Annotated in this window: 26 protein-coding genes; 19 read left to right on the top strand and 7 right to left on the bottom strand. The window is 42.6% G+C overall.

The window, feature by feature from the left end; all coding sequences use genetic code 11:
- Positions 1 to 73 precede the first annotated feature (73 nt).
- Positions 74 to 2,326, bottom strand: a complete 2,253-nt coding sequence (gene purL, locus DI077_RS11665) for a phosphoribosylformylglycinamidine synthase subunit PurL (protein WP_109019216.1) — start codon at positions 2,324 to 2,326, stop codon at positions 74 to 76.
- Between the two features lie 15 nt (positions 2,327 to 2,341).
- Positions 2,342 to 2,818 carry a flavin reductase family protein gene (locus DI077_RS11660; protein WP_109019573.1) on the bottom strand — a complete coding sequence of 159 codons (477 nt, stop codon included), beginning with the start codon at positions 2,816 to 2,818 and terminating at the stop codon, positions 2,342 to 2,344.
- A 125-nt stretch (positions 2,819 to 2,943) separates the two neighbouring features.
- On the opposite strand from DI077_RS11660, the gene DI077_RS11655 reads away from it, so the two are divergent.
- The 4 genes from DI077_RS11655 to DI077_RS11640 all read left to right on the top strand — a co-directional run bounded on the left by DI077_RS11655 (position 2,944) and on the right by DI077_RS11640 (position 6,367).
- The gene (locus DI077_RS11655) at positions 2,944 to 3,306 is read left to right on the top strand and encodes a Fur family transcriptional regulator (RefSeq protein ID WP_109019217.1); all 363 of its coding nucleotides are present in this window, start codon (positions 2,944 to 2,946) and stop codon (positions 3,304 to 3,306) included.
- A 36-nt stretch (positions 3,307 to 3,342) separates the two neighbouring features.
- Positions 3,343 to 5,118: a DNA mismatch repair endonuclease MutL gene (gene mutL / locus DI077_RS11650; RefSeq protein ID WP_109019218.1), complete on the top strand. Its 1,776-nt coding sequence runs from the start codon at positions 3,343 to 3,345 to the stop codon at positions 5,116 to 5,118.
- An 84-nt stretch (positions 5,119 to 5,202) separates the two neighbouring features.
- Positions 5,203 to 5,808 carry an RNA polymerase sigma factor gene (locus DI077_RS11645; RefSeq protein ID WP_174705618.1) on the top strand — a complete coding sequence of 202 codons (606 nt, stop codon included), beginning with the start codon at positions 5,203 to 5,205 and terminating at the stop codon, positions 5,806 to 5,808.
- A gap of 4 nt (positions 5,809 to 5,812) precedes the next feature.
- Positions 5,813 to 6,367, top strand: coding sequence for a hypothetical protein (locus DI077_RS11640; protein WP_109019219.1), 555 nt, complete (start codon positions 5,813 to 5,815; stop codon positions 6,365 to 6,367).
- Here the strand turns inward: DI077_RS11640 and DI077_RS11635 are convergent, their stop codons facing one another.
- Together DI077_RS11635 and hpf are read right to left on the bottom strand one after the other, a co-directional pair.
- On the bottom strand, positions 6,368 to 7,258 hold the full coding sequence (locus tag DI077_RS11635; RefSeq protein ID WP_109019220.1) for a tetratricopeptide repeat protein: 891 nt from the start codon (positions 7,256 to 7,258) through the stop codon (positions 6,368 to 6,370).
- Positions 7,259 to 7,288: 30 nt separating this feature from the next.
- Complete coding sequence (hpf, locus tag DI077_RS11630) at positions 7,289 to 7,576, bottom strand: ribosome hibernation-promoting factor, HPF/YfiA family (protein WP_109019575.1); 288 nt, start codon at positions 7,574 to 7,576, stop codon at positions 7,289 to 7,291.
- A 136-nt stretch (positions 7,577 to 7,712) separates the two neighbouring features.
- Here hpf and DI077_RS11625 point away from each other — a divergent pair, with 136 nt between their 5' ends.
- The 3 genes from DI077_RS11625 to DI077_RS11615 all read left to right on the top strand — a co-directional run bounded on the left by DI077_RS11625 (position 7,713) and on the right by DI077_RS11615 (position 10,611).
- A complete protein-coding gene (locus tag DI077_RS11625) occupies positions 7,713 to 8,390 on the top strand; it encodes a hypothetical protein (RefSeq protein ID WP_109019221.1) in 678 nt (225 codons plus the stop codon).
- Positions 8,387 to 9,976, top strand: coding sequence for a glycoside hydrolase family 57 protein (locus tag DI077_RS11620; RefSeq protein ID WP_109019222.1), 1,590 nt, complete (start codon positions 8,387 to 8,389; stop codon positions 9,974 to 9,976). The genes DI077_RS11625 and DI077_RS11620 overlap by 4 nt, the downstream gene beginning before the upstream one ends.
- A 428-nt stretch (positions 9,977 to 10,404) precedes the next feature.
- Positions 10,405 to 10,611, top strand: a complete 207-nt coding sequence (locus DI077_RS11615) for a hypothetical protein (protein ID WP_109019223.1) — start codon at positions 10,405 to 10,407, stop codon at positions 10,609 to 10,611.
- 128 nt (positions 10,612 to 10,739) lie between these two features.
- Here the strand turns inward: DI077_RS11615 and DI077_RS11610 are convergent, their stop codons facing one another.
- Entirely contained in the window at positions 10,740 to 11,192 is a 453-nt protein-coding gene (locus tag DI077_RS11610) for an SET domain-containing protein (protein WP_109019224.1), read from the bottom strand.
- Between the two features lie 102 nt (positions 11,193 to 11,294).
- On the opposite strand from DI077_RS11610, the gene DI077_RS11605 reads away from it, so the two are divergent.
- The 8 genes from DI077_RS11605 to DI077_RS11570 are packed head-to-tail and all read left to right on the top strand — an operon-like array spanning position 11,295 to position 18,768.
- Positions 11,295 to 11,444 (top strand): hypothetical protein, encoded by a 150-nt coding sequence (locus tag DI077_RS11605; RefSeq protein WP_242935175.1) that lies wholly within the window; start codon positions 11,295 to 11,297, stop codon positions 11,442 to 11,444.
- Positions 11,445 to 11,469: 25 nt separating this feature from the next.
- A complete protein-coding gene (ribH, locus tag DI077_RS11600) occupies positions 11,470 to 11,943 on the top strand; it encodes a 6,7-dimethyl-8-ribityllumazine synthase (RefSeq protein ID WP_109019226.1) in 474 nt (157 codons plus the stop codon).
- Positions 11,940 to 12,362 (top strand): transcription antitermination factor NusB, encoded by a 423-nt coding sequence (gene nusB, locus DI077_RS11595; RefSeq protein ID WP_109019227.1) that lies wholly within the window; start codon positions 11,940 to 11,942, stop codon positions 12,360 to 12,362. The genes ribH and nusB overlap by 4 nt, the downstream gene beginning before the upstream one ends.
- Before the next feature lie 11 nt (positions 12,363 to 12,373).
- Positions 12,374 to 14,494, top strand: coding sequence for a tetratricopeptide repeat protein (locus tag DI077_RS11590; RefSeq protein WP_109019228.1), 2,121 nt, complete (start codon positions 12,374 to 12,376; stop codon positions 14,492 to 14,494).
- Positions 14,491 to 15,291, top strand: coding sequence for a class I SAM-dependent methyltransferase (locus DI077_RS11585; RefSeq protein WP_109019229.1), 801 nt, complete (start codon positions 14,491 to 14,493; stop codon positions 15,289 to 15,291). Before DI077_RS11590 ends, DI077_RS11585 begins: the two co-directional genes overlap by 4 nt.
- A gap of 3 nt (positions 15,292 to 15,294) precedes the next feature.
- Positions 15,295 to 16,875, top strand: a complete 1,581-nt coding sequence (locus DI077_RS11580; protein WP_109019230.1) for a DEAD/DEAH box helicase — start codon at positions 15,295 to 15,297, stop codon at positions 16,873 to 16,875.
- Positions 16,839 to 17,963 carry an N-acetylmuramoyl-L-alanine amidase gene (locus DI077_RS11575; protein ID WP_242935174.1) on the top strand — a complete coding sequence of 375 codons (1,125 nt, stop codon included), beginning with the start codon at positions 16,839 to 16,841 and terminating at the stop codon, positions 17,961 to 17,963. Before DI077_RS11580 ends, DI077_RS11575 begins: the two co-directional genes overlap by 37 nt.
- A complete protein-coding gene (locus DI077_RS11570) occupies positions 17,944 to 18,768 on the top strand; it encodes an LIC_10740 family protein (RefSeq protein WP_109019231.1) in 825 nt (274 codons plus the stop codon). The genes DI077_RS11575 and DI077_RS11570 overlap by 20 nt, the downstream gene beginning before the upstream one ends.
- Here the strand turns inward: DI077_RS11570 and ispG are convergent.
- The gene (ispG, locus tag DI077_RS11565) at positions 18,765 to 20,798 is read right to left on the bottom strand and encodes a (E)-4-hydroxy-3-methylbut-2-enyl-diphosphate synthase (RefSeq protein ID WP_109019232.1); all 2,034 of its coding nucleotides are present in this window, start codon (positions 20,796 to 20,798) and stop codon (positions 18,765 to 18,767) included. The genes DI077_RS11570 and ispG overlap by 4 nt on opposite strands.
- A gap of 138 nt (positions 20,799 to 20,936) precedes the next feature.
- On the opposite strand from ispG, the gene DI077_RS11560 reads away from it, so the two are divergent.
- Entirely contained in the window at positions 20,937 to 21,221 is a 285-nt protein-coding gene (locus DI077_RS11560) for a hypothetical protein (RefSeq protein WP_109019233.1), read from the top strand.
- Positions 21,218 to 22,279, top strand: coding sequence for an A/G-specific adenine glycosylase (mutY, locus tag DI077_RS11555; protein WP_109019234.1), 1,062 nt, complete (start codon positions 21,218 to 21,220; stop codon positions 22,277 to 22,279). Before DI077_RS11560 ends, mutY begins: the two co-directional genes overlap by 4 nt.
- 54 nt (positions 22,280 to 22,333) lie before the next feature.
- Here mutY and DI077_RS11550 read toward each other — a convergent pair whose 3' ends face one another.
- Positions 22,334 to 22,924, bottom strand: a complete 591-nt coding sequence (locus tag DI077_RS11550; RefSeq protein ID WP_135354847.1) for a hypothetical protein — start codon at positions 22,922 to 22,924, stop codon at positions 22,334 to 22,336.
- A 322-nt stretch (positions 22,925 to 23,246) separates the two neighbouring features.
- Between DI077_RS11550 and DI077_RS19880 the strand changes: the two genes are divergently transcribed.
- The gene (locus DI077_RS19880; protein WP_109019236.1) at positions 23,247 to 23,330 is read left to right on the top strand and encodes a helix-turn-helix domain-containing protein; all 84 of its coding nucleotides are present in this window, start codon (positions 23,247 to 23,249) and stop codon (positions 23,328 to 23,330) included.
- 791 nt (positions 23,331 to 24,121) lie between these two features.
- Positions 24,122 to 24,967 (top strand): flagellin N-terminal helical domain-containing protein, encoded by an 846-nt coding sequence (locus DI077_RS11545; RefSeq protein WP_109019237.1) that lies wholly within the window; start codon positions 24,122 to 24,124, stop codon positions 24,965 to 24,967.
- Positions 24,968 to 25,151: the final 184 nt, after the last annotated feature.

The raw sequence follows: 25,151 nt of genomic DNA, 5'->3' as shown, positions 1-25,151 counted from the left end.
GCCTTTTTGCCTCCGATGAAAAGGAGGATTGATTTGCAGAAGGGAAGGTTCGTTCCCTCCCGACAAACTTGTACTAGCTAAATGTTCCCGCTAGTCCTTCTTCAAATCGGAAAGCAATGTCTGTGATCTTCCAATTCGATTTGCCTTCTTTCAAAGTCAGATTCAATTCACCCTCTTTGGAAAAATTTCCGATTGAATAGGAGCTCAAACCTTTTTTGGCAAATTCATCTTTGATTTTCGGTCCGTCTGTCGTTTTTGCGGAGACGATGAAACTTGAACCTGTTTCACCAAACAGAAGTGAATCGATTCGTTTCGTAACGGCTTGCAGGGAAGAAAGATCTACATTCAATCCGATGTTTCCTTGGATTGCGATCTTTGCAAGCGCCACAAGGATTCCACCCAATGATAAATCTTTTGCGGAAGCAATCACTCCGGCTTTATGAAGGGACAGCAAAGTATCGATTGTATTTTTTTCTTTTTCCAATGAAAAGTTTGGAATTTTTCCGGTGTCTTGTTTGTGAAATACGGAAAGATACTCCGATCCTGCGATGCTAGGATCGAAGTGCCCTACTAGGAAAAGGGATAAACCCGACTTGTCGGAAACCTTCGGATAAGTATGAAGCCCCCGGGATACGTCGTCGATGAGCCCCACCATACCGATGGTAGGTGTTGGGAAAACAGGACCTTCGGGAGATTCATTATAGAACGAAACATTTCCTCCTGTCACCGGCAAACCCAAGTAACGACACGCATCTCCCAGTCCTCTTACACATTCGCTGAATACATAATAATTTTCAGGAATATAAGGATTTCCGAAATTGAGATTGTTTGTCACTCCGTAGGGAGTTGCACCGGTAGAGGCTACATTTCTGGCCGATTCACAAACCGCCCATGCCGCTCCCTGATATGGATCGAGGTAAGTATAACGGGAGTTACAATCTGTTGCTACGGCAATCCCTTTTTTCGTTTCAGGAATACGTACAAGTCCTCCGTCTTCACCGGGAGCAACTACTTTTACCAGCCCCACTTCGGTATCATATTGTTCGTATATGGGCCTACGAGAGGATAAATTCCAGGAAGCCAAAAACTTAGGTAAATAAGAATGCGCCCCGTCCAGGGAAATCTCGGGAATGGAAGATTCTGAAAAAGATTGCACCTGATCCAGGTAAGCTGGTCTTTTTTCTTCCCGTACGTATCTGGGAGCACCGCCACCGAGAACAAGCGATTCCGCCGGGATTTCCGCTTTTAATTTTCCGTCCTTTCTGATACGGATCATTCCGTCTCCGGTGACCGTTCCGATTTCTACGGAAGCAAGTCCCCACTTATGAAAAATTTCACTCAGTTCCTTTTCTTTGCCTTCCACGGGAACCACTAACATCCGTTCCTGGGACTCGGACAACATGATCTCGTAAGCGTTCATCCCCGATTCGCGGAGAGGAACTTTGTCCAGATCCACATCCATTCCTGTTTTGCCTTTGGCACTCATTTCGGAAGTGGCGCAGGAAATTCCCGCTGCACCCATATCCTGGATACCGACGAGCACTTTCTTTTGGATGGCTTCGAGAGAAGCTTCCATTAAAAGTTTTTCCATAAACGGATCTCCCACTTGTACTGCGGATCTTTTCTCTTCCGATTCTTTGGACAAATCTTTGGAAGCAAAAGATGCTCCGTGAATTCCGTCGCGTCCTGTGGTTGCGCCTACGATATATACTTTGTGTCCTACCTTTCCGCTTGTGGACGCGGACGCCATCTGGTCGTGTTTGGCGATTCCCACGGTCATCGCATTGACAAGAGGATTTTTTGTGAAAGTAGGGTGGATGAATAATTCTCCTCCTCCCACGGCAATTCCCAAAGCATTTCCGTAATCTCCGATTCCTTTGACTGCGCGGGAAAGCAGATATTTATTGCGAGGCTCAGATGGTTCACCAAACCTGAGTGAGTTGAGGGAGGTGATCGGTCTTGCACCCATGGTGAAGATATCTCTCATGATTCCGCCCACACCGGTTGCAGCACCTTGGTAAGGTTCTACTGCGGTCGGGTGATTGTGACTTTCTATTTTAAAAACAACTGCAAGTCCGTCTCCAATGTCCATGGCTCCCGCGTTTTCCTCTCCCGCCGCAGCGAGTAGTTTGTCCGATTTTGTGGGAAGTGTTTTCAGTTTCAGAATGGAGTTTTTATAAGAACAATGCTCCGACCACATGGCGGAAAAAATTCCAAGCTCTGTTGAATTGGGAACTCTTCCTAAAATATTTTGAATTTGATTGAATTCATCTTCGGTTAACCCGTGTTCTTTGGCGTCCTTCAGTGTTACAGAATCTTTTTCCATTCGTAAGAGATTTCCTTAAATCGTATGATAGTTTCGGTTAAAATAAAGCAGGGGAGCATTTTCGTTTGAATTGCTGTCTTCCACATGTCCGATCATGATCCAATGGTCGCCTGAATCTAAAATTTGAAACAAAGAACAATCCAGGGAGGCTAAGGTCCCGTTCAGAACGGGAGCACCGGTGACCAGGCGAATTGGGTTTTGACCTGCTAAAACTTCTTCTTTGTCCAGGGAACTAGAGGCAAAATCAGCGGAAATTTGTTTTTGTTCCGAACTGAGAATATTCACCGAAAATGCATTTGCGGACTCGATTGCCTCTTTTGCAGGACTATTTTTGTCCAAACAAAAGAGTACCAAAGGGGGATCCAGGGAAACGGAACTAAAGCTGGAAACCGTAATTCCGCCTTTTTTTGCCTTTGATTCGTAACAAATTACGGAAACGCCACTTGCCCAAAGAGATAATGCTTTTTTAAATTTTTCGGAAGAAACTGCCATTCTTTGTCGTCTCCTAGTTCTAAATTTACAGGATTTGGAATCATTCTGAAAAAGAAAATCAATTTGACCATTTTTGACGGGAACCATTCTAATCTATAGTAGGGCCGAAGAGGAAATTAGACTTCATGAAAACTCTGACAAAACACCGAGAACTTGTGCTCCAGGACCTAATGGAGAGAAAAGACCATCCTACGGCAAAGATGGTTTTCGAATCGGTACGTTCGAAAGCAGACCGAATCAGTTTTGCTACCGTTTACAATTCTTTGGAATATCTAGTGGATAATGGAATGGTAAATAAACTCAATATCGAATCCGACTCCGTTCGTTACGATGCATTCCTGGACAAACACTCCCATCTGATTTGCCGTTCTTGTGGAATGGTGATGGATATTCCATCGGTCACTCTTCCCAACTTGGAATTCCAGCATCTTGGATTTGAAGTGGAACACGTAGACATCAATATCATCGGTCGTTGCCAAAACTGTTAATTTGACCAAGCACGCCCGAATTCTTAGCTTGTATATATGGGCATAATCAAAACTCTTTCTGCGGACTTGATCAATCAGATCGCCGCAGGAGAAGTGATCGAATCCTCTCATTCCATCCTCAAAGAACTACTCGAAAATTCAATCGATGCAGGAGCAGAGAAAATTGAGATCCTCACGGAAAATGCGGGTCTCAGTAAAATCATAGTTTCCGATGACGGGCATGGAATTTCCGAAGAGGATTTGCCTTTGGCAGTTCAGCGTTATGCGACTTCCAAAATTCAAAGTTTCCGGGATCTGGAAAATGTATACACATTCGGATTTCGCGGAGAAGCGCTCGCTTCGATCGCTTCCGTTTCCCATTTAACCGTTGATAGCGGTATAGGGGAAGGTAGAACTGCTTTTCGGGTTCATGTGGAAGACGGAAAGATTAAAGAAAAGGAAATGATTCCTCATTTCAGGGGAACTAAAATCGAAATCAGGGATTTGTTTTACAACACTCCCGTTCGCCGCAAATTTCTCAAATCCGAGATCGGTGAGGAGAAAAAAAACAGAAACAGGGTGCAAGTCACGGCTCTCGCAGAACCGTCGATCGGTTTTCGTTATGTGCAAAACGGAAAAGAGGTTTTGAATGTTTCGAAAGAATCCCACTTCGAAAGAGTGCTTTCCGTATTCGGTGAAAACCTAAGAGACCATCTACTCCCCGTTCGTATAGAAAGAAACGGAGTTGTCCTGGAAGGTTGGATCTCTCATCCGGATTTTTACAAATCCAATAGAACGGGACAGTATTTCTATGTGAACAAACGTCCCGTAGAACTTAAGTTCAGCTCTCAAATTTTAAAAAAATGTTACGGAGAGTTGTTACCTTCGGGAGCACATCCTTACGCGTTTTTATTTTTTACAATTCCCCCTGAACATCTGGATGTAAATGTGCATCCTCAGAAAAAAGAAGTTCGTTTCTTGTCGGAAGAAACAATTACGGGGCTACTCTTCCAAGGGATCCAGAATGTTTTACGTTCTTCCACTCCTGTAGAGTTTTTGGAAATGCGTCGCCGACTTTCCATGCCGATTCCTTATGAAAGGGCTGAGGAAAACAGGCAGAGTTTTGGATTTGCAACCGGAGCCGGAGAAAGCCCTGGTCTAGGACTTCCTTCCACTTTGCCGTTTCGATCCCATTATTCTTTGGAAGGAGTGGAACCGGGGATCAACTTATTTCAGTTAAGCGACAATCCTAAAAAACACAATTCCTTCGTTCCTAAAAAACATTACGGAATTATTTTCGAAACATTTATCCTGGCCGAAGCGGAAGACGGACTTTATATCATAGACCAACATACAGCTCATGAACGGATTCGTTATGAAGAAGTGCTTCGCGATCTAAAACAAAAAGCATATAAGGCACAACCTCTTTTGACTCCGATTCGGATCGAGATGACAAAAGAGGAGGCGGAAGACGCGCTGAAACACAGTGAGTCTTTGGAAAAACTGGGGATACTTCTCGAACCTTTTTCGGGAGGAACAATCCTCGTCCGGGAAGTTCCCAGTTATATCGATCCCGGAAAAGAACAGGAAACCATTCTTGATTTTTTCGAACGAAAAGCGGACAAGGATGAATCCGAGTTATACGATGAGATGGCAAAATGCGTGGCTTGTCGTTCTGCAGTGAAAAAAGGAGATCAGATTTCCGATCAGATCATTGCAGAGTTATTGCAAAGGCTTTCCTATTGCGAAAATCCTTCTCTTTGTCCTCACGGCCGTCCTACTCTCATCAAACTTACCCGTTATGATTTGGAAAAAATGTTCCATAGGATTTAGAAAGTTTGCAAAAGCAGAGGTAAGATGGCTTTCTCTGTCCCTAAAAACATTGAATTATTTAACGCCAAAACAATACTTGCTCCAATGCCACGTCCATTAGAAGGCAAAAATATGACCCTCCGGGATAAGGAAAAAATCCTTCTCCAAAAGATCAAATCGGGGGACCCTACCGCCTACATGACACTTGTTTCTCCTTTTCGGGAGAGGCTGTTCCGTAAGGCAGTTTCCATGGTCAAAGACTCCGATGATGCGGAAGATATCGTTCAGGAAGCATTGATTTCCGGCTATCGTTCGATTCAGAATTTTCGCGCAGAAGCAGGAGTTTATACCTGGCTTTACCGGATTGTAGTCAATAAGTCGAAGGATTTGCTCGCAAAACGCAAACGCGGCAAAGAAAAACCCATGGATGATTCCGGGGATAACCAATTTGTAGACGATCGAATGGGTTATGAAAAAAAATTAGAACTTTCTGAAGAGTCAAGTTATCTAATGGATAAGATTGGCCAGTTGGAAGATTCCTACAAACAAGTTTTAGAACTCCGTTATTTCGAAAATCTTTCCTACAACGAGATTGCCGAAATTATGGAAACGAATGTAGGAACAGTCAAAAGTCGTCTCTTTAAAGCGAAGGAGTTTCTAAAACACTTAATCCTCAAAGACGAAAGAGGAGAAGGGTTTTTTGAGAAGTAATATTATGAATATTAGAAATTGGTTACGTGCGCAGTACCCCCACTTATTTTCCGATGAAAAAGAATCGGTAGTTCTCGAATCCCATCTCTGCAATTTATTCAGGGAACTGCGGAAAAAAGAAGAAACCATCATGCCGCGTATGTCTTCCGACTTTGATACCAGACTTGCCAATCTGCTCCAAAACGAAAGAATCGAATCTCCTGGCGCAAATCGCTTTTTGTTTATCAAAAACATTCTCGAAAATAGAAACCTTCAATACTCCTTTTCCACAGTGATGTTACTTAGTCTTGTGGTTGTTTTTGCAAGTCGGTATTCTTCTACAGAAATCAAACTCAATGATTCGGCAGGAGTGGTGATCGACAATACTTCCTATTTGAATGAGCCGACTAGCATTGATTTGAGCGCAGGCAATCAAAAACAAGAATTCATCAATCGTTTGAAAACGGAACCGGCTTCGATCAGCGGCTTAAAGGAATTGGAAACTTATTATTTGAATACGGGTAGGGGAAGTGCCGCAGAGGAAATCCACTATCTGATTGAAGCTGCTACCGAACGTTAATTAAATCTCTTCCAGAATTTTTTGCGCAAATAAAACGGCATCCCTGGCAATTGCTTGCGGTGCCGTTTCTATAATAAAGTAGGCGTATTGTTCGATTCTACATTTGATTTTAAAACTATAACCGCTTCCTTTCTTTGCAGATTCACTGAGTCTTGCGATCTCTTTTTGCCAGGATTTGATATCTTCTATGCTTTCTCTTTTTCCCGTCGCAAATAAACCGCTTTTCCAAGCGAGAACCGGCAGAATTTCCTTTAGTTCATCTTCGGTTTTTACCAAGGTTTTAGCTTCTTCGATGAGGGACAAAAGGGGAGGCCAGCTAACAAGATCCATTCGGAATTGATTGGGATCGTCCAGAAAAGCGGATCTGTATGTTTCGATTCCTTCTTTCTCTTTACCGGTCATACAGTAACTTTCCGCGAGGAAAAACTTTAGATTCGGGGAAAAACGGTTTCTTCCGCTGGAATATTGGATGATTTCGAGAGCGGTTTTGTAGTCTCCGATTTTGATAAGACATACCGCGAGATCTCCCAATGTTTCCGAGTCGAGTGCATTGGCACCTTCCCATTGGTAGGCAAGTTTCAAATGTTGGGCTGCTTCTTCCAAAACACACCTCATACAGGTGTGGTATGGTTCTGTAGTATCCAGATTTCTTTTTTTAGATTCTTCTTCAAATAGGGAAAAATATTCGAGAAGTAGATTCCCCCGGTCTCTTCCCTCTCTGGTTCGCAAAACAAGGTCCAGTCGGTTGTCCCAGAAACTTGCCACGAAGTAGCCGCTTATATATTCCAAATCTTCCGGATCTTTGTCTAAAAGTACGGAATAAACCGATTTTGCTTTTTCGAACTCTCCGAGGGAGAGAGAATGTAGTGCCTCGTCTGATTTTTGGAACATCCTCGGAGAGAGTTTCTGGACTACGCTATCTTAGCGAGAGCTTTTTTTGTCGTGGTGTTTGCCCACTTGAGAGAGAATTTTGTCTTCCAATCCGTCGATACATGCATAAATATCCTTGGATTCGTTATGAGCGTTGAAATGGTTTCCGTCTGCGTTGAGTTTGAGGTTGGCGTGGATTTCTCCGTGGATGGTTTCGAAAGATACGTCGCATGACAATACCTTCCCAACATATTTTGTTACACGTTCCAGCTTTTCATTGCCGTATGTTTCTGCAGCTTCGGAGCGGTCTAGGTGTTTCCAAGTGTAATTAATTTTCATCATTCATCCTTTGTTTGTAATTCGTAATAAGCCAAAAAAATAGAGAGTCAAATAAAAAAGAATTGAAGACCCCCTTCTTCGCAGTTACAACTATAAACGAATTTCCCGGTAAAGGAAACTAAGATTTTTTATCTTCATGGCAGACTCAGATTCAAAAAAGCCAAGTCCTAAAAAAAAGGCCACTGCCAACAAAAAAACTGTACCTACGGATCCGATTGAAAAGATTCAAACGACTTTGGAAACAAGCTCCGGTTATCTGATTTATAATGATCCTAAATTTCTAAAACCGATTCCGCCTGTAGAAAAAGATTTGGTAAAGGTGCTTGTCAGAAATCCGAAGGAAGCATTTGTTTTCTGGAATTTTGATCCGACGAGATTTATTTCCCTTCCGAAGGAATTGGGTGCTCCTTCCATGGAACAAGTTCACTTTAAGTTGAGAATACAATACAAAAAGGAATCAGGTTTTGCGGAGGATTGGTATGATCTTTCGGCTTTCACTTCTTCCTATTATTGCAAATGGGATATTTTCGTAAAAGAGATCAGTGCTTCTTTGTTTGCATTCTTCGGAGAAAGGTCTTGTTTTTGTTTGGAAACGAAGACCGGAGATTTGCCGAAAGCCACCGAATCGTTTTTGTTAGACGAAGAGTGGATTCATCCGAATTGGGTCGAGTCAGGATGGGTAAAAAAAAATGATTCGGGCCATTGGGTTTTTTCCGAAGCATACTATTCCGCCGAATCTAAAAAATTTCTTCGGAGCCGGGAAATAATGGGTGGGTCTTCCGGATTCGCTTCCCATTCTCATATAAACCAATGACAGACCCTAAAGGTTATTTATTACTGATGTTGCATGCCCACCTTCCTTTTGTTAGGCATCCTGGGTATGATCAACCGTTCATTGAAGAAAATTGGTTGAACGAAGCGATTTTGGAAACCTATATTCCTTTGATCCGTGTATTTCAAAATTTAAAAAAAGAAAATGTTCCGTTTCGGATTACAATGTCTTTTACTCCTACATTGTCTTCCATGCTTGTGGATGAATATCTTCAAAATCAATTTCGTAAATATATAAAAAATCTAATCTCTCTTGCCAGAGAAGAAAAAAAAAGAACCAAGTTCGATCCTCATCTGAATTATTTATCCGATTATTATCTTTCTCATTTTGAAGATAGTCTTTCCGTTTTCGAGGAAACAAAAGGAGATTTGACAAAACAGTTTTTACCTTTTGTGGAATCGGGGAATCTGGAGATCATAACAAGTCCCGCTACGCATGGTTTTCTTCCTTTTTACGGGTCGGAACCCAGTATCATTCGCTCCCAACTAAGAAATGGTAGGCGGACGTTTCGTAAGATTTGGGGACGCGACCCGAAAGGGATTTGGCTTTCCGAATGCGGATACTACCCCGGACTGGAAGACGACTTGGACAAAGAAGGTTTTCGTTATTTTTTTGTGGATACTCACGGGATAAATCACGCGAGTCCTAGACCGATGTTTGGAGTCTATTCTCCTGTCGAAGTAGGGTACGGAGTGTTCGCTTTCGGACGAGATACGGAGAGCTCACGTCAGGTATGGAGTTCGATTGACGGTTATCCGGGAGATTTTCATTACCGGGAATATTATCGGGACATCGGACATGATTTGGATTATAATTATATTGAACCGTTTCTGCATTCCAACGGAATCAGAATCAATACTGGAATCAAATATCATAAAATCACGGGTAAAACCGCTTATAAAGAATATTATCATCCGGATGATGCGATGGAAGTTTGCGGCAATCATGCGGAAGATTTTTTAAGAAATAGAATCGCTCAGGCCGAGGCTTTGTATTCCGAAAATAAACAGCCTGCTATCATAGTATCTCCGTATGACGCTGAGTTGTACGGTCATTGGTGGTATGAAGGTCCTCAGTTCATCGAGTTTTTATTCAAAAAAATGCATTTTGATCAGAGTGTGATTCGGCCCATTCATCCTTTGGAGGCAACGAGGGTTGTTCCTAAAGTTCAGTCGGTAAAGATGCAGATGTCCAGTTGGGGAGAGAACGGATACGGAGATGTCTGGTTGAATCCTTCCAATGATTGGATTTACAAACATATCCATTCTTTATCCATCGACATGTTTCATAAAGCGAGCGAGTTGAAAGATTCCAAAGATCCGTTGGTTATCCGAGTTCTCAAACAGATGGGAAGGGAAATCTTGCTTTTGCAAAGTTCCGATTGGGCTTTCATTATGAAAACGGGGACAATGGTTGATTATGCAGTTCGCAGAACCAATGTTCATTCCAATTTGTTTTTACATCTGAAATCGATGTTGGAAACCGGAAAGATAGATGAAGCTTCGCTCGCGAAGATAGAATCCGAACACAACCTATTTCCCGATATTCAAATCAGCGATTTTTGTTAGAAGATAAGATCTCTTAGGCAAAAAGGCGAACTTATTTGTAAAAAATTTCCTTGAAAAGGAAATCGATTTGCATAGCCGACAAATTTGTGTTAAATGAACCGCATTGGGTGGCGGGTGGTTAACCCCACCCAATGTCGATAGGGCGGGGATAGTATTCCAAAAACTCCTTCTCCGATAAACCCCCGCGCCAGGGATCGCAAGCGGGACGGCCGAAGGACGTCGTCCGTAGGACCGAAGCCGGTAGGCGGAGTCGCTGAAGAGCCCGGTCGAGGCTATCGTCCTTTTTTTCTATTAGGACGGCCTTCGAGGCGCCCACAGAAATAGGGGTCGATCCGATAGCAAATTCTCGTGTAAACTGCTTAGAACCATTCTAATGGACTTGTCAAGGAAACGGGGTTTTCCAAACTGGACTTGTTGGGAGGAACTTTATGGCACTTTCGATTCGACTTCCTTTGTTTCTTTCCCTCTTATTTTTCGGAGTGAACTTTGTGCTTTGTGCATGGACTCACATGGAAAAACCAGAAGGACCATTTCGTTTGGGTGATGCTATCATCCGTTATGCGGAAGAGTTGGAAAAGTTTGATTCCAAACCTTCATACACCAAGCTGACTCCACACCACAGCAATCTTCTTTAGATTGTCGTTTGGCGAAAGAGACCTCCGGTAGGGAATTGATCGGAAATTGGTTTTTGCGTGTATCTATGTTCTCACTTGGCCCTGTGGCCAAGTTCTGTTCTTTTGAAACGGGTATTTAAATAGATCCGTTACTTCGGCTTGAAGTCGACATTATCCCAATAATCCTTTCCATAATCAAAAAAGATTTCTTTGCCTTCGGGAATTGTCTTTAATACTTTGAATCTTGCAGTCTTCCAACGAACGGAAGTTACTAGCTCGGCATTCGGTTTGCCGGAGTGATTGATAAATCGGGTGTAATTGGAAAGTTTTCCTTCTCCGTAAATCCACCAATCCTTACAAATCCATAACAGGTATTTGGAATCCACATATTTAGGAGATTCCGCCTCATCGTCAGTTATGATTTTTCCCTGATAATAACCTACAGTATCGCCTTTGTATAATGTCTGTTTTGTGAAAAGTCCCATTCCGATTCCCGGAACCGAGGAGGGTTTTACTTCAAAGTCTTTTTCGGAATAAACAATCGGTTTTCTCTTTTTAGGTGCTTTGGCTTTCTTCTTTGCCTGAGTCTGTTTCTTTTTCATGCCTATAGGACATAACTCGGGATCATTTCCAGTTTGTAAAGCGAATGAGATTTAAGAATGCCATGTTATCCAGCCGATCTTCAAACATACAGAGGTTCTTTTATGTTGAAAAGAAAGGAACAATCGGCTTCTAGGGAGAATGTAGTCAATCTGGCTTTGTATCGGGCGAAAAAAGCCTTGGAAAAAGACGGATTTGAAGTGGTGGAAAATCCGGAAGGCAAGATCACACTTGTCATTCGTCTTGCGAAATAAAACCCCTCTGTTACCTTGGAATTACATGACACATATTCGAATTGAAGGAAATCGTATTGGGAGCGGTCAAAAACATTGTGTGATCGTTTCCAAATTCAATGAATTTATTACCGAAAGCCTTTTGAAAGGGGCTTTGGATGCTTACCGCCAACATGGAATCGCGGAATCGGATGTAACAGTGATTTATGTTCCCGGCGCTTATGAACTTCCCGCTACTGTTTCGAAAGTACTCAGCTCCAAAAAGTTTTCTTTTTCGGCGATCACCTGCCTCGGCGCCGTGATTCGCGGAGCTACCTCACATTATGATTTGGTAGCAGGAGAAGCGGCAAAAGTGGGAAATCTGGCCATTGGTGCTCAGATCCCGGTTATCTTCGGAGTTTTGACCACGGAAACCATCGAACAAGCGGTAGAGAGAGCAGGGACCAAAGCAGGAAACAAAGGTTACGAAGCAGCAACGACTGCGATCGAGATGGCAAATTTGTTTCGTGAGTTAGGATGAGTTCCCGCCATACAGGACGTTCTTTGGCACTGATGTGCCTTTATCAAATAGACCTGGTCGGAGTCGAACCTTCCAAAGCGATGAAGTTCGACTGGTACGACAAAAAAACCTCCAAAGAAGAAAAGGACTACGCCATCTTTCTGGTGAAAGGAGTGGTGGAAAACCGGGAAGAGATCGATACTCTAATTAAGAAATATTCCGAAAATTGGGAATTATCGCGGATTTCCGTTGTGAACCGTTGTATCCTCCGTCTTTCCATTTTGAGTCTAAAAAAGGAACCATTCCTTGCGGCGCCGGTTGTGATCAACGAGGCAGTCGAATTGGCAAAGGAATTTGAAACGGACGAATCGGCGAATTTCATTAATGGTTTGTTAGACGCTTTTTACAAAAAAGAGATCTTGGCGAAAAATCCTAACTAGGGTAGAGGCAGATGGACCCGATCCAGAAAAACAGATTCCGAATGGAAGAGGACAGGAACTCTTCCCAACCCAGCTACTACAAGGAAGATCCTTACTTAAGGAATCTGGGAAGGGATCCTCGTGCGGAAGAGTCCACTTACGGTTCTAATACCGAAACCAGACAACCCGTTCTTTCTTTTTTCTTTTGGCTTACCATCATTCTTTTGTTAGCTGTAGCAGCGACCTCTGCGGTTTATTATTTTTATTATTATAAGAAAACGGATCCCGAAGAACTTGCCAAGTCCCTAAGAGGACTTCCCCAAGACAAAAAATCCTTGGAACTTCTTCTGGACAAATCCTATCTTCCGAAAGATTCCATCAATTCGGATCTTGCCAATTGCCTGAATTCGTATCATGACCGTTATGTGAACAAGGCATTTCGTGTTTGCGAAGAATTTTTAAACACCCCTGGCAAAGATGAAGACAAATCGGTCGCACTCACCGTTCTAGGTGTGATGTTTGACGAAGCGGGGCGTTATATCAGCTCCATCGAAAGATTGGAAAAAGCGATCCAATACGATCCTAAAAATTATTTTGCCTACTACAATCTTGCTTTGGCATTCAAACATTCCGGTAAATTCGAAGAAGCTAGAAAAGCCGCTGCGAAAGCGAAAGAAATCGCTCCGAATGATGCAAGGGTTGCGCTGCTTACCGGAAATCTTTATCAGGAAATAGGTGATCCGAAAGCAGCCATTGATGCTTATAAAGAAGGGCAATCTTTGGCACCGAACGATCCTGTTCTTTCTTACAATCTTGCTATCAGTTATTACAAACAGGGGAAATTACCCGAAGCGATTGAAGAGTTTCAAAAGGCAGCACTTGCTTCTCCCAGCTCGAATGTAGCCGCACTTTCCTACGGACATTTGGGATCTATTTTTTATTCCAGAGAAGACTACGACCGGGCGGAATACTATTTCCGAGAGGCGGCAAGGCTTCGTCCTGCGGATGCAAAAAATTATTACAACCTCGGTTTGATTTTTCTAAAAAGAAAAAATCCGGAAGAGGCGGCAAAGTTCTTTCAAAAAGCTTTGGATTCAAATTCCAACGAGCCGGAAATATATCGTTTTATTGCGGAAGCATTCACTTCCATGGGGCAATCTTCTCTTGCCATCCAAGCTTTGAAAAAAGCGATCTTACTCAAGCCGAATGATACTGACTCCCTTTTCGCACTTTCCGAACTCTATTATAAAAAAGGCGAATTGGTTGAGGCGGAAAATTTGTTCCGCAGAATCATCCGAATGACGCCTGGCGACAGTTATTCGGAAACGGCTTATGTGAACCTGGGAATCATTCTGGATGAAATGGAGCGCTTTACGGAATCCATTCAATCTTTCGAGGGTGCCATAGCTCTCAATCCTAAAAACCAATCGGCGCGTTACAATCTGGGAATAGCTTATTTGCATGCGGGAATGCCTACCAAAGCAATCGAAGAACTCCGAAAGGCGAGCGCTCTTGATCCAAATCACCTGCCTTCCCGTTTGGCGATCGCCGATTATTATCTGGAACAAAAATATTATAACGAAGCCATTGCGGAATATGAAGAAGTCCTTTCCGAAAAAAAAGATCTTCATGAAGCAAGGATCAAACTTGCGGACGCATACATCCAAACCAGAAGTTATCCTTCCGCGGAAAAAAGCCTTGTTTATGTTTTGGAAAATTCCAAAGACCCGAAAGAAATCAAACTCGCTCATAGAAAATTGGCTCTTACCTATGCAGAGGGCGGAAACGGAAGCCAATCCAGAAAGGCAAAAGAAGAAGCGTTCCGCGCTTCTCATATAGATCCGGAAGATATGGAATCAAGACTTGTTCTTTCCAAGATACTGATCGATTCCGGTTCCCTTATGGATCGGGAAAAAGCGGTAGATGAACTAACAACCGTTGTTCGTTCCGACGTGTCGCCTTCCATTGCCGCGAAAGCCCATAATTATTTGGGTGTATGTTATTTTAAGAACGGAGAGTTCAAAAGAGCTCTTCAGGAATTTCAGATGGCAATCGATCTCAATCCCAGTTTGACGGAAGCTTACGAAAACAAAAGAGCTGCTCGTGCAGGTTACGAGAAGGCTTTGGAATCCAAGAAGCGGACTTTCTTTTGAGTTTGTTTTCCTTTGTTCCTTATAAAAAATTTCCCGAGTACTACGATATTTGTTCGAACACAGGGATATTAAAATTTAAAAAAGCAAGTTATAGAGAATACGGTGATTCCTATTTTATGGAAGAATACCAGGCGCAGTATAAAAAAACATACTACGAGGACGAAGCGAATCTGCGTAATCTCGCTACTCGCCGAATCAAAGTTTTGCGCTCGCTTTTTGGAAATAACCCGAAAGGAAAAAAGCTTTTGGAAATAGGTTCTGCTGCCGGTTTTTTTTTGGATGAAGCGAGAAAGATAGGATTCTCCGTGCAAGGTTTGGAACTCTCCGAAAGAGAAGTTGAATATTCTAAAGTTACACTTGGCCTGGATGTGGAAAAAAAATCCGTTTTGGATATTCCACCCGAAAGTTTTAAAAACAGTTTGGACGTAATTGCCGCTTTCTTTGTCCTGGAACATATTTCCGATATAGAATCTCTTTGGGAAAGGTTAGGGTCTTGGACCAAATCCGGAGGGGTTGTTTTTCTTGCAGTTCCTTCTTTTTTCGGACCTAGCTTTCAGACCAATCCGGACGAATGGTTTCGCACCCATCCGGGAGATCACTTTTTTGACTATGATTTGCGCTCTTTGAAAAAACTCTTGTCAAGCCTCGGGTTCGCGGTGAAATATGCTAGACCCATGTCGTACCACCCCAGCCGAGATTTAGGTCTTCTAGGAAGACTTCCTGTTTTGGGGTATAAATTCTACTCAGACCGATTCTGCTATGGCGACACGATTCAAGTCGCCGCAATTAAAAAATAATCTATGAAATTTACCGAACTCCCCTTACACGAACTTCTTCACAAAGCATTAGAAAAAATCGGTTACATTGACCTAACACCCATCCAAGAAAAGTCGATTCCATTTGCAATGGAAGGCAAAGATGTGACCGGTCTTGCTCAGACCGGAACCGGAAAAACGATGGCTTTTTTGGTTCCCACCTTACATAGGTTACTGAACTCTGAAGAGGAAGAGAAACTTCCTTACGCGCTTGTGCTTGCTCCCACCCGCGAGCTCACCATTCAAATCGGAGAAGAGGCGAAAAAACTTTTGCAATTCACCGACTACGGCGTGGCAACGATCATCGGTGGAACGGACTATCGTTCTCAGGAAGAAGCTCTCGGAAACAAAGCTTGCATCATTGTTGCTACACCCGGAAGACTCATCGACTTTGTCAAAAATCACGGCCTGTCTTTGGATGCGGTAAAAGTTGTGATCCTGGACGAAGCGGACAGAATGTTCGATATGGGTTTTGTCCAAGATTTGAAATACATCTTTCATAAATGCAAAAATAGAAAACAAAGTCTTCTTTTTAGCGCCACCTTAAGTTATGAAGTGGTTAGACTTGCCAGCAAATATTTGGAAGATCCGATCGAAGTTCATATCAATCCGGAAAAAGTGATCACCGAAAGAATAGATCAAAGTCTTTTGCATCTCGGACGTGATGAAAAACTTCCTTATCTTGTGAATTCACTTCTCAATTCGTCTTACGAAGGTTTGGGGATCATATTCACGAACTATAAGATGAATATTCCGAGGATCGTATCCAGCCTCCGCAAATACGGAATCACAGCCACAGGACTTTCTTCCGAACTGGATCAGAAAAAAAGAATTCGTTTGCTTCGCGATTTCAAAGCGGGAAAATACAAATATCTGATCGCAACCGATGTTGCCTCCCGCGGTATCGATATCGAAAACATAGATGTTGTTTATAATTATGATCTTCCTCAAGATGCTGAAAATTATGTGCACCGTATCGGTAGAACGGCACGTGCGGGAAGAAAGGGTAGTTCCATCGGGCTTTGTTCCGAGACGGATTATACCGAGTTGGAACGGATCGAAAAATACCTGAATTCCAAACTTCCTGTGGGCGAAATCAACGAAGCATATCTGGAATTTCCCGTCGGCGAATTTATCCCTGCCTTTCCTGAGGAAACCATTCCCGGGGAAAGGAAAGGCCAGCCTCATGACAGAGATCGCAAAGGCGGACGCGGCGACAAACAAGGTAGAGGCGGAAGAGATCGGGATCGTAAAAAGCCGGATCACCCGAGTCATCCTCCTGCGAAAATGTCTCATCATGAACACCATGAGCATCACGCTAGAACTGAAAAAACTTCAGGAAAGGATTCCGGAAAATTTTCAGGACAGAAAAGAAGGGATCACAAACCGCAAGGGCAAGAATCGAAAGGCAAACCGAAACATCATCAAAGTAACAACCAAAATCACAAACAGTCTCAGTCATCTAAGGTGAAGAGAAATTTGTTTGATATCAATGATACGAAAAAATCCCAGCAAAAGAAGAAATCGATTTGGAAAAGAATTATCTCCCTTTTCAAAAAAGACTGATAGGTTCTTGTCTTTTTCTATTAATTCTTTTTGATTCCTCTTCCGTATTTTCTGAAACAGTAAAGCTGCCATTGTACGGCAATGGCGGTTTTGTTTCTCTTCTTGATCTGAATCCGCTTTTCCCCGAACTTAAATTTAGCTCCAAAGAATCCACTTTGGTCAGTCATATTCAATCTCCTCAAGGAAAGATTTCCTTTCGAATCGGTTCCAGTTTTTATACTCTGGATAATAAAATTAACAAAATTCCGAAACCTCCTTTGATCAAAAACGGGGATCTCTATCTTCCTATCGATATAGTAGAGGCCGTTTTTCTAAATCTTCTATCGTATGACATGCGTTATAAATTTAAAGAGAAAGAACTGCTTGTCGATATCCCCAAAGAACCCACTCCGAAAAGAAACATAAACGTAAAGGCGATTATCATAGATGCGGGACATGGTGGAAAGGATCCCGGCACATCCGATTCCGACGGTAATTTCGAAAAAAATATCAGTCTTTCCGTGGCGCGTTATCTTTATCTCTATCTTAGAAAATACTATCCTGAGATTCGTCTTCTTATGACCCGCAAGACGGATCATTTCGTGGAATTGGAAGACCGCTCTAAGCTCGCCAATACGATTCTGAAAGATACCAGGGATTCGATTTTCATCTCCCTTCATTGCAATGCTTCCTTGAATGAAAAGGCGGACGGATTTGAGATCTATTATCTTTCCCAAAGTCCGAGCACGGAACAGGCAAGAGAGACCGCTCTTTTGGAAAACAAATTCATCACTCCTCATTCTCATAAGACAGTGGCTACAATTCAATCTCAGATGTTGTCGAGCGTGACGCAAAGGCGATCCAAAAAACTTGCCGAATCCATTGAGTCGGATTATGATAAGGGAATGGACACGTTGATTACTTCGCGGGGAGTGAAAAAGGCGGATTTTTCCGTCTTGCGGGGAAGCCTAATGCCTGCGGTATTGATAGAAATGGGGTATTTGACTAGTCCTAAAGAGAGTAAAATCCTACAAGACAAGTCTTATCAGAAAAAAATTGCACGTAGTATCATTAAAGGAATTCATAAGTATGCTTCATCCAAAGATTAAAGAATATTCCGAAATCGCAAAAGAGAAAGGATATGCTTGGGGTTCACAGTTTTACCGGCTGGGAACGGGAATCGAAGTCACTACCAATCGGTTTTTGTTTTTATTTTTTTCCTGGTTCTCCCTACTTTTATTTTTCACCTTCTTTATATTAGCTGAAAAAAATCCTTTCAATCTGCTTGTACCTTTCAACGTATTTCAACTTCCCAATTACGACCATAGAAGTAATTTCAAAGTATTCATTTCCGATGGGGCCGATCTTCAGGCACCAATCACCCGTTTGGTTCTTGCAAACGAAAACAAATCCGAATTTATCTATCAATTGATAGAAGAAGTAGGAGCTCCGCCTTATTTTTTGCCGGAAGAAAACAAGGAAGATGCAGAGATTGTTTTTACTCCTAAAAAATTACTTCCGCTTCAATATTCTTTAACTAATATCTGGTTCAGAGAAAAGGAACAAACAATCATATTGGATTGGAATGAAACAAGTCTAGAACAGGTTATGAATCAATACAGATTGGCGAAGAGCGGACAGGGTTCCACTCTGGTGGATGATGAAGAACAAAATCAAGCAGTGGATACGATTACTTATTACTCGGGCCCAGAGCTTGGACCGAAAGAAAGCGAAGAATCGATTCGTGCCAAAAAATTAAAAGCACTCGCCGCAACATTCAAAGCAATCGATGCGACCATTTTGGCGAATTTTTCCGAATTCAAAACCATCCAACATAAGTTAAACGGAGTCTCCAGGGAATTTCCCGGACTTTTGAATTATAGTCTTTCGGAAGATAAAAAATCTTCTAACTAATTTTCAGGATCCACCCACATTCCATTGGACTTGATGAGTTCAATGAGCTTGTCGGCCGCTTCCGTTTCGGCGACACCTTTCATGACTATTTCTTTGCCACGGTACAAGTGCACTTTGCCCACGCCTGCACCCACATAACCAAAGTCAGCATCTGCCATCTCACCGGGACCGTTTACGATACAGCCCATAACTGCAATTTTAACACCTTTCAAATGCCCTGTCTTGGATTTGATAACTGCTGTTGTGGATTGTAAATCGAACATGGTTCTTCCGCAGGAAGGGCAGGAGATATATTCGGTTTTGGTAAGTCGAAGCCTGGTTGCCTGTAAAATATCATATGTGAGTTCGATAAGAGAATTCGGATCAGGCTCTTCTTGGCGGATCCGAATTAGGTCTCCGATTCCATCCAGAAGGAGTCCCCCTAAGTGGATGGAGGAATCGTAAAGGGCGGATTCTTTTGAATCGTAATTGCTGCTGAGAACGATAGGAAAATCAGAATCTTTTAGCAAAAATGCAAATCTACGAACAGTCGTTAACTGAGAGTGGGGAGTTGAAAAAAATACATTTTGGATTTTTCTTTTACGGATCTCTTTTATTAAAAAATCGATTTTGGAAAAATCCTTTTCTTCGATTTGAAATTCGACGGATCTCTGATCTTTTGCATAATTTCGTATAAAATCCAAGAATTCCCCGAAAACATCGGATTCGTTCCCCGGACTGTCATCAAATAGAAACGGGTTTATCACCCATTTTTGCAAAGAGAAGATTTCTTCCGCAAGTCCTTCGTATTGAAACGTCAGATCTTCGGTAAGCTGGAAGGAAACCGGGTTTGGAATCTTTCCTAGTTTTTTAAAGGAAGAGAGTGCTGCGAGAGCCATCTCATCCTGGATTCGGAAGAATACAATTTCGTTGAATTTGGAAGATCTATTGCCTAAAAAATTTTGTTTTAAAATCTCTTCCGTAGTAATCTGACCGGTAAACGGAAATTCTGTCTCCACCCGAACAGGATGCTTGTCGCCTAATTCGAGTTCTCCGATTTTTGTTTCTCTGGAATAAAACCGGGAATATTCATAAGGATCTCTGAATTCACGAAAAACCGATATCGCTTTTTCCTTTTCAAAGATCGTCTCTTGTTCCTTTGCCCAAATCGAATTGTATTTTTTTGCAATCTCTTTTGCTACGGGAATTTCTTCGATCGCTTCCTCAGTGAGGGAAACACGAATCGTATCTCCCAATCCTTCCTCCAGAAGAGAGCCGATTCCTATGGCGGATTTGATCCGTCCGTCTTTTCCATCACCTGCTTCCGTCACGCCTAAGTGGAGAGGGTAGTCCATGCCCAATTCATAAAATCGGGAAACAAGCAAGCGATAGGCGGAGACCATCACTTGCGGATTGGACGCTTTCATGGAGACTACGATTTCTTTATAATTATTTCTTTCTGCGATTCGAATGAATTCCAGAGCGGATTCCACCATACCTTGCGGTGTGTCTCCGAAACGATTCATGATTCTGTCGGATAAGGAACCGTGGTTAGTTCCGATCCGCATTGCCACTCCCAATTCGCGTGCGCGCAAAACAAGGGGAGTGAAAACTTCTTCGATTCTTTCCAGTTCTTCTTCGTATTCCCTGTCTGTATATTCTATGATATCGAATTTTTTTTTGTCTGCAAAATTGCCCGGATTGATCCTTACTTTTTCCACCCATTCCACACATTTCAAAGCAACCTGAGGCGTGAAATGGATGTCTGCAACAAGAGGAACAGTAAGGCCCAGTTCTTTCATTCTTTTTCGGATTTCCGGTAAATTGTCGGCATCGGCTTGACTTGGTACTGTTAGGCGAACGAGTTCCGAGCCCGCTTTTTCGAGTGCGGCGATTTGGGAAATACTGGCTTCCGTATCACGAGTGTTTGATGTAATCATGGATTGGATTCGGATCGGGTTATTTCCCCCGATTCCTACTCCCCCCACCTTTACTTCCCGAGTAGTCCTTCGTTTGTAATAAAAAGGGGATTCGTTGTACTTCGGATTCATCGTATCTTATGGTCTCATTATCTATAAAAATTCTTACTAAATTTTGGGCAAGCAGTTCGAATTTTCATTTCAGCCATCAATTCCGAATCCGTAAGGGTCGAAAATGATCTTAGGGGTTAAGTCCCCGAAAGAAAAGAGATGAGCGCGGAATTAAAAACAGGTTTACGTAGGAAATACAGAGTGCAGGTGACAGTGGCCATCTACAGAGAAGGCAGCTTGTCTTATAAGAGCGAAATTCTCTCTCCAGCCTTTTATTCCAAAAGAACGGAAGCCCGCGATCATATCCGCCAAGAGATTCGGGAAAGGCTGATGCATTCCCGGTTTTTCCGGTCCTCCCGATTGGATTACGATTTGGTTCGTTATACGGAAGAAGCTACTTGTAATACATACCTTCGTTACACGATTCAAGACACGGAAATTTGACCCCGCAAGAAAAACTTCGTTCTTGGTTTTTGCTAAACCAAAGAGATCTCCCTTTTCGTAAAAAGAAACAAGCCTATTCCATCTGGGTTTCCGAGGTAATGCTCCAACAAACCAGGGTTGCAGCCATGCTGCCCTTATATGAAAATTTCATGTCCAGGTTTCCTACTGTGGAAGATTTGGCACGTTCCAGCGAAGAAGATGTTTTGAGCGCTTGGAAGGGATTAGGATACTATACCAGGGCCCGCAATTTAAGAAAAGCTGCCATTTACCTGGAACAAAATTTCAACGGAAGTTTCCCAAAAGACCTGGAGGAAGTTCTAAAAGTTCCGGGAATCGGCCCCTACACTGCGCGCGCGATTCTTTCCATCGCTTATGACCTGAAACATGCAGTACTAGACGGGAATGTGAAGAGGGTACTCGCCCGCCTATTTATTTATGAAAAAAACATTCTGGGAAGCGGTGCCGATAAGGATTTACAAGCGTTAGCTGATAATTTTCTATACCGGGATTTTCCCGGTGATCACAACCAGGCGATGATGGAATTGGGCGCTACGATATGTCTTCCCGAAAATCCGAAATGCCTTCTGTGTCCTTTGCAATCGGATTGTAAGGGGCTCATCAAAAATCTTTTGGATCGGATCCCTCTTCGAACCAAAGAAGATAAAAAGTTAAGTTTGACCGGCCACTTTCTCTGGATTGAAAACGGGGAAGAGATTCTACTTATCAAGGAAAAGAAACCACGCTTTCTAAAAGGTATGTATGTTTTGCCTTATTATTTTGAAGGGGAACTTCCTTCCGGGGAATACCAATCTTCCGAAGTCATCAGAAATTTGTCGGATCGAAAATCTTTGATTAAACTGCCCCGTTCTTTTTCCCATACGATCACTCATCATAAATTTCAATTTTGGGTACATAAGGAAGTTCTTTCCGGGAAAGAATCTGAATCTTTAGTGTCTGTTATGCGAGGAGAAGTGGATTGTAAATGGGTAAAAAAGGAAAATTTGGAAAATGAATTCCCTTCCTCGTTGGCAAGTAAGGTAAAGAAAATCATCGGTTGATACAAAACGTCCGACCGGGACATTCCAATCGGATGAACTATGTAAAGACAGGATTTATTTCGACCAGGTGATTCTGTAAGTAGAGTCCTCTAACTTTTCAACTTTATAGTTTTTAACTTGGCAAAGGTCCATGATTCCCATAAAGACACCTTCCACAGTTTTATCAATGATGTCCGGATTAATTGCCTGCACGATGACTTCTCCTTCCTCAACTTTCAGAAATTTTCTAGGAATGATTCCATCTCCGCGAACATTTTCCAAATATCCTTCCGCTTCGAATTTTAAAAACTCAAGAGGACTTTCCAACAGATGTTTCGGCAAACCTACTGTTGCGTGAACCGTCGGATATATTTTCTGGCCCAAGGTAGTGTAAGCACGGTCTTTGGATATGGATGCCTCTCTGTATTTTTCCACAACGGCACGATAGATTTCCAGATCATACCATCCTTCCGGGTCAAGGTCCTTGAATCCTTTTCCTGTTTTTTCTTTCACAATCTGGTCCGCTTCTTCCTGTTTTGTTTTGTACAAACCCATAAGAGAACAGGTCAAAAAAATGAACTTCCCCCGCAATTCTACCATTTCATTCCACTCCTTTCGATGGGTGAGGTTCACCCTTTGTTTTGGAGTTTTGGACGAGATTTTCATTCTTCTTCCTACAAAAAGAGTCAATAAATTTCCGATAAATTGCAGTAATATTCGATGATTCTTATATTTTTTTATTTTTCGGAAGGCCGGAGACAACCTAACAATTTTTAAGGACAGGTTCCTCCCGTAGATCCTTCCCCCTCCGTGTTCGATCTTCGCGTATTTTACATTATTTGAACCATCACAATCCGGAAAATGCAAACCGAGGGAAGTATTGATTGGTTCTTTACGAGTTCCTGCGTTAACGTTGGTCCTTCTTCGAAGGATGTTATGAAATCGCAAAGAAACAACGAAGGTTCGTTCGGCCAAGGCTGTACCTGTTTTGGGAGGAAACAAAACACAAACGGCAAAATTACTCGGGATTAGGCGGTCTTCTTGGGAATACAGGCTGAGGGGCCGAAAGTAAAGGGCAAAAAGGCGAACTTATTCTAAGAATTTTAAAGGAAATGTAATTAGGAATTGTCAATTCGATAAATATGTGTTAGATGGAACCCATTGGGTGGCGGGTGGTTAACCCCACCCAGTCTGAATAGGGCGGGGATCTTATACCGTTGACTCCCTTCATTTCCCCCTTGCTTGCCACCTATATAAAGTTAGATCTACAACTCCTCCGCGAGAAGGATACGAAGGGCGCGGAACGCGGTCGCACATGCGACGGACACCCCGCAGTAGCCTGACCCCGAAAGATTGAACATTGCTTTCAACAAATAGGGATTAAATGGAAGAAGGAAGATCGGATTTCGGGGACTCGCCCTAATGGTCATGGGTCCCCGAAAGTAGGTGAGATGTTCCTCTCTGTGAATCAGGGCTATCGCATCGCTTACTTTAGCAAAAAACTTGAAACCTATGATTTTTTCCGTACCAGATCGGTGGAGATTATTTCAAAATTTATGGAAAACCGAAAATTCTACTCATGGAAATTTGGATTTTTCCGATCCTCCTATTAGGAATTTTTTAATTTTTTTTTGAAAAAAAATAAAACGCTAAAGTAGGCAAAAACGAATCAATTTTGCTAAAAATGGCCAAATACCTCTAAAAACATGCCGAAATCTTCGGATTAATTTCTCCTACCCAATCACCGACATACAAAAGGAACAAATAGATTTAGGCACCGACAGGGCTTAAAAACCAGACACAAAAACCCAGGAGGGAAGGGATTTCCTCCTGTTTTTCGATCATGTTTCAAGGAGGAAACCAATGATCATAAATCACAATTTAGCCGCGATTAACTCCCATCGCGTACTCAAGTTTCAAAACGAGGAAGTTGCCAAGAATATGGAAAAACTTTCTTCCGGAATGCGAATCAACCGAGCAGGTGACGATGCATCAGGACTAGCTGTTTCTGAAAAAATGAGAACGCAAGTGAGTGGTCTTAGACAAGCAGAAAGAAACACAGAGGACGGAATGTCCTTCATTCAAACGACTGAAGGTTATCTCCAAGAAACCAACGACATCATCCAAAGGGTGCGTGTGTTGGCGATTCAATCCTCCAACGGGATCTATTCGGCAGAAGACAGACAAATGATCCAAGTAGAAGTATCACAGCTCATCGATGAGGTGGACCGTATTGCTTCTCAAGCGGAATTCAATAAAATGAATTTGCTTATGGGTGATTTTGCTCGTGGATCAAAGGCCGCATCTATGTGGTTTCACATCGGTGCCAACCAACACCAAAGAGAAAGAGTATTCATCGCTACGATGACTGCAAAAGCTCTTAACCTGAGACCTCAGACCGGTGGACCTTTGACTCTTTCTACTGCAGAAGATGCTAACGAAGCAATCGGGAAACTGGATGATGCCCTTCAAAAGATCGGCAAACAGAGAGCAAACTTAGGTGCTTACTTCAACCGTTTAGAACATGCCGCAAAAGGTTTGATGAACGCGTATGAAAACACCCAAGCTTCTGAATCCAGAATCAGGGATGCGGATATGGCAGAAGAGACCGTAGCTTTCACAAAGAACCAGATTTTAGTACAATCCGGAACTGCGATGCTTGCTCAAGCGAACGTCCGACCACAAGGGGTTCTTTCTCTTCTTCGTTAAAGAGAAGGCTAAAGCCTTACGCGAGTAAGGCTTGGCCGTTTTTTTTAACCTTAAGAATTGGGTAAATTTCAGAAGTTGTTATAGATAATCAGCCGGCTTTCCCCTGCCAGGTGGCAATCCGAAAGCTCTTCCTTGACACCGGACAGGGATTGTCCGGCTAAGTGCTGCAAGGTGCTTGGTAATA

Source organism: Leptospira kobayashii (assembly GCF_003114835.2).
Classification (GTDB): Bacteria; Spirochaetota; Leptospiria; order Leptospirales; family Leptospiraceae; genus Leptospira_A; species Leptospira_A kobayashii.
Note: the sequence above shows the minus strand (reverse complement) of the source record. Positions and strands in the feature narration are given on the sequence as shown.